At 45.0% G+C, this 4,841-nt stretch carries 1 protein-coding gene and 1 pseudogene; both read right to left on the bottom strand.

The annotated features are described in order from the left end of the window. A pseudogene (locus tag FCR06_RS31930) lies at window positions 1-2,671 on the bottom strand (condensation domain-containing protein); the annotation flags it as partial. 2 nt (window positions 2,672-2,673) lie between these two features. Further along, a partial coding sequence (locus FCR06_RS31925) for a phosphopantetheine-binding protein (protein WP_138506899.1) occupies window positions 2,674-4,841 on the bottom strand: 2,168 nt, incomplete at its 5' end.

Raw genomic sequence — 4,841 nt, 5'->3', positions numbered from 1 at the left:
TCAATTTCGCCTAATTCGATACGGAAGCCTCGAATTTTAACTTGATTGTCAATTCGTCCTAAATACTCTAACTCGCCATTGGGCAAGTAACGCGCCTTATCCCCTGTTTTATATAGTCGTGCTTGAAGGTTGTTGCCAAACGGGTTAGAGATAAACCGTTGTTGTGTGAGTTCGGGACGATTGAGATAACCACGCGCCACCCCAGCACCACCAACATACATCTGGCCTGGAACACCAATCGGCACTGGCTGTAAATGTTCATCTAGTACATATAGCTGTAAGTCGGGAATCGGACGACCAATCACACTGGCAGTACCATCCAAATCAGCTTTGCTCAATGGACGATAAGTGACGTGTACAGTGGTTTCGGTAATCCCGTACATATTCACTAATTGGGGCATTTGGTCGCCGTGGCGTTCAAACCAAGGTTGCAAACTCGATAGTTCTAAGGCTTCCCCACCGAAAATTACTAGGCGTAAGTTCAAATCGCCAGCAGTTGCTTGAGATTTTTCAGCTTGAATCAATTGGCGGAATGCCGAAGGTGTTTGATTGAGAATTGTGACTTTTTCAGTAGACAATAACTCATACAAGGATTCGGGCGATCGCGTCACTAAATAAGGTACTACTACCAGTCGTCCACCATACAGCAAAGCACCCCAAATTTCCCATACAGAGAAGTCAAAGGCATAAGAATGAAATAGTGTCCATACATCTTGAGTATTAAAGTTATAGCAAGAGTCTGTGGCTGCAAACAGACGAGTTACATTATTGTGATTGACTAAAACGCCTTTAAACTAAGACGGTCTTGGGGATACACCGGGTCAAGTGGTACATAAGCTCCACCTGCCTTGAGAATTCCTAACAGTCCCACAATCATTTCTAAAGAACGCTCTACGCAAATGCCTACTAGTACATCTGCTCCCACACCCAAACAACGTAAGTAATGCGCTAATTGGTTAGCACGATAGTTTAATTCTCGGTATGTAAGTTGTTGACCTGCAAACACTACCGCCACCGCATCGGGAGTACGCGCTATCTGCTCCTCAAACAACTGATGAATACACTTATCTTGGGGATAATCTAGTTGAGTGTTGTTATATTCCACCAACAATTGATGGCGTTCTGCGATCGTTAACAGTGGTAATTCTGCAATTCGCGCTTCTTTATTTGCGACAATTGCTTGGAGTAAAGTTTGAAAATTTTGGGCTATGCGATTAATTGTCGTTGCATCAAATAAATCAGTACTATAACTCCAGATACCCTCCAAAGCTCCTGAAACTTCCCAGTAGTGTACTTCCAGGTCAAACCTGACCATTTCATCAATTGGTAAGGATATATCCTGGATAGTTAAACCTGGCAAATCCCAAGAAGACTGTGCGGTGTTATGGAGGGAGAACATCACCTGTACTAGGGGATTACGACTTAAATCTCGTTCTGGCTGTAGCTTTTCTACCAACATCTCAAAGGGCAAGTCCTGATGAGCGTATGCTGATAGTGTCGTTTGCCGCACTTGCGCCAAAAAATCTGTAAAGCTGGGGTTGGCAGAGAGATCGCCCCTTAATGCAAGGGTATTAACAAAAAAACCTATTAGCTCCTGAATGCTCTTGTTGTTGCGGTTAGCGGTTGGGGAGCCAACAACAATATCTAATTGACCACTGTAACGAGAGAGCAAGACTAAAAAACCTGCTAGTAGAGTCATAAACAACGTTGCGTTTGACTCTTGACTCAGTTGCTTAAGGCGTTGCGTGAGGTCACGATCCAGTTGGAAACGCTCAACTCCACCTCTGAAGGTCTGGACTGGGGGACGTGGTTTATCAGTTGGCAGTTCTAGTACAACAGGGGCATCCGCTAACTGTTTTTGCCAGTAAGCCAGTTGTCGATCAAGGACTTCACCTGTCAACCATTGGCGTTGCCAAACGGCAAAGTCAGCGTATTGGATGGGTAATTCTGGTAGTGGGTTGGGCAAACCTTGAGTGAAAGCTGCATATAGCTGAGATAACTCACGGTTGAAGATGTTCAAAGACCAGCCATCGTAAATGATGTGGTGCATCTTCAACAGCAGTATATATTCTTGGTTACTCAGTTGGAGTAGAGTCAGTTGTAATAATGGTTCAGCAGCCAGATCGAAGGGCTTGGATGCAATGGAGTTCGCTATTTGCCGAATTTGAGCAGTTTGTTCTTGGGCTAATAACCCCTGCAAATCATAGCAGGGCAAAGTTAAGGCAGTAGGAGGAGCAATTACCTGGACGGGTTTTCCGTCTACTGAAGGAAAAGTGGTTCTTAAGACCTCGTGGCGACGAACAAGTTCACTTAGGCTTTGCTCCAGTGCAACTATATTGAGCGACCCATCTAGCCGCAGAATCAATAGCATATTATAAGAACAACTGTCAGGCGAGAGCTGGTGCAAAAGCCAGAGTTGCTGCTGTGCAAAAGATAGCGGTAGTTCACCGTTCCGTGGCACTTTTTCAATGGGCAACTGATTAGAGGTTTTAACCTGCTTTGCTTGCTGTAAAAACAGTATAATTTCGGTTTTACGCCCAGCTATTTCCTGACGTAGTGTTGAAGTTAATACTCCTTCAGGTGCATGACAGCGCAAGCGATCGCCATCGGCCTCTAGTTCAATACTTAGGTTTGTCAGGTGACGAATGAATTCCAGGGTGCTGTTAGTCATGCTCAAAACTCCACTACCTCACTACCAATTTCTTTAACTGACAAATTTTGTGTTACTAAATTCACTGCTTCTATGTAGGCTGCTATCCCAGCTACTGTGGGAGACTCAAACATCATCTGTATAGATATATCAAGCCCAAAAGCTGAGTTAATCTCTGAAAGGACTTGGGTAGCTAGTAGGGAATGACCACCCAGATCAAAGAAGTTGTCCTTAACGCCAATACGTTCAACTCCCAGAACTTGACTCCAGATTCGAGCCAGTTGAGCTTCAATTGGGGTGCGAGGTAAAATAAAGCCAGTTGAAAGATTTCTTGTAGCTGTATCAGGTGAAGGCAGGGCGCGGCGATCTACTTTGCCATTGAGGGTTAATGGCAGGGCATTGAGGACGACAAAAGCCTGTGGCATCATGTAATCGGGTAGCTTTTGTTGGATATGTTCACGCAGCTGCGGTACTAGTTTCTGAACTAACTTGCCTCGTAGAGGATTGTTAGTATAGTCACTCCAAGGTTTGGTAGTGACTGTTGAAGTCTCCCAAAAAGCAATTTGTGCCTCAGACACTTCAGCTTTTCTCAGTGCAAGTGTCTGCCTCGAATTATGGCGGCAGAACACCACATCATAGCAACCATCCTGACTACTCTCCCACCAACTTAGGTTAACAGTGTAACCAAATTGTTGCCCCAACTTGTAAAACTGCTCTGGATTGACCCCCAGTGTTGGCTGTTGTGCTAGAAACTGCCGCAGTTGGCCCACTGTTTCTACAGCCGGGGGATGTTCTAACCATTGCCAAACTTGTAGTGCTTGCTGTACCCTTTGATTCGGTACGCGCCTGATTGCCAACACTTGGGGCTGTTCCTGTTGCAATCGATTTTGAATTTGTGTCAACGAAAGCTTGTCAAGTTGCCAATTTAACCAAGGAACTACTGTTCTTTGGGCATCAGTATCTACGTGCAAGGTAACATCATAACGGAATTGAGTTAACTCATTTTGAGCGTTACCGCCTTTGGGCTGAATCTCTACCCAAGTAATTTGAGGAAAGCGTGTCTGGAGGGCGATAAAGAAACTGGGGTCGATGACTAATTCTTCTTCAGCAGCAACACTCTGATTTACCATTCGCTGCCATTGGTCAACAGTTCTATCTTCAGCAGCTTGGAACAACTGCACGGCTGCATGATATGGCTCTAGTAATGGCAAACTGCGGATATCGCCCATGAATAGTTTACCCTGAGTGCCAATTGCTGCCATTGCTCCTTCTATTACCTGCAACAAATACTCAACACCAGGGAAATACTGCACTACAGAGTTCAAAATAACAGTGTCGAATTTAGCTTTAGGGATACCTTCAAAGTTGTCAGCCATTTGGTGCAATAGTCGCACATGGGCGAGACCATCAACTGTGGAGCATATCTGCTTAACGTGCTTGATTGCGGCAATAGAATAATCACATCCCCAATACTGTTGACAGTGCTTGGCAATGCGAGATAACAGTAAACCCGTTCCACAACCAATTTCTAGTACCCGTTGCGGAAAACCAGCCAGAATGCGGCTAACTGTGTTCTCAACCCACTCCTGCATTTCCCAATCTGGGATGGGTTGTCTGGTATAACTACTGTTCCAACCAGTAATATTGAACGTGAGGTCATCAGTGGATGCTTGGTTTTGGCTATAGGCTTGTTCATAGAGCATTTGCCAGTCACTAATGTACTCGCTCTGCCATTGGGCAACGTGCTGGGGTAATGTTTTGTGATCAACAGCAGCTACTAAATAAGCTACAAGACGTTTACTTCGACTTCGTTCAGTACAAGTATCTCCAGAGGTGTCTTCTCTGACGACGACTACACTCTCCTGTACTAAGGGGTGTTGATTTAAAACCGCTTCAATTTCGCCTAATTCGATACGGAAGCCTCGAATTTTAACTTGATTGTCAATTCGTCCTAAATACTCTAACTCGCCATTGGGCAAGTAACGCGCCTTATCCCCTGTTTTATATAGTCGTGCTTGAAGGTTGTTGCCAAACGGGTTAGAGATAAACCGTTGTTGTGTGAGTTCGGGACGATTGAGATAACCACGCGCCACCCCAGCACCACCAACATACATCTGGCCTGGAACACCAATCGGCACTGGCTGTAAATGTTCATCTAGTACATATAGCTGTAAGTCGGGAATCGGACGAC

Source organism: Nostoc sp. PA-18-2419 (assembly GCF_005869855.1).
Taxonomy (GTDB): Bacteria; Cyanobacteriota; Cyanobacteriia; order Cyanobacteriales; family Nostocaceae; genus Nostoc.
The sequence above is the reverse complement of the archived record's forward strand: the minus strand, read 5'-3'. Positions and strand labels throughout refer to the sequence as shown.